1 protein-coding gene is annotated in these 256 nt (G+C 43.8%); it reads right to left on the reverse strand.

Features of this window, described 5'->3' with window-relative positions; all coding sequences use genetic code 11:
* On the reverse strand, positions 1-256 hold a 256-nt coding region (locus ACEN88_RS35755; protein WP_413347130.1), incomplete at both ends, for an ATP-binding cassette domain-containing protein.

The following is a 256-nucleotide window of genomic DNA, read 5'->3' on the forward strand; positions in this document are numbered from 1 at the left end:
GATCATATAAGCGGGCCAGCAGCTTAACCAAGGTTGTTTTACCTGCACCGTTTTCGCCAACCAGCGCAATCTTTTCGGCGGGGTGCAGTGTGAAGTTCAGATGCCTGTTGGCCCATGATTCGGCGTTGTTGTATTTAAAACCAACATCCTCAAATGTGAACCCTTGCTTTATTGGGTTTGGAAATGGTAAAGGAGAAGCAGCAACTTTGATCTTTGGTTTGATCTCGAAAAATTCATGGAAATCATTGAGGTAAAT

Source organism: Massilia sp. CT11-108 (genome assembly GCF_047302915.1).
Classification (GTDB): domain Bacteria; phylum Pseudomonadota; class Gammaproteobacteria; order Burkholderiales; family Burkholderiaceae_D; genus Telluria; species Telluria orientalis.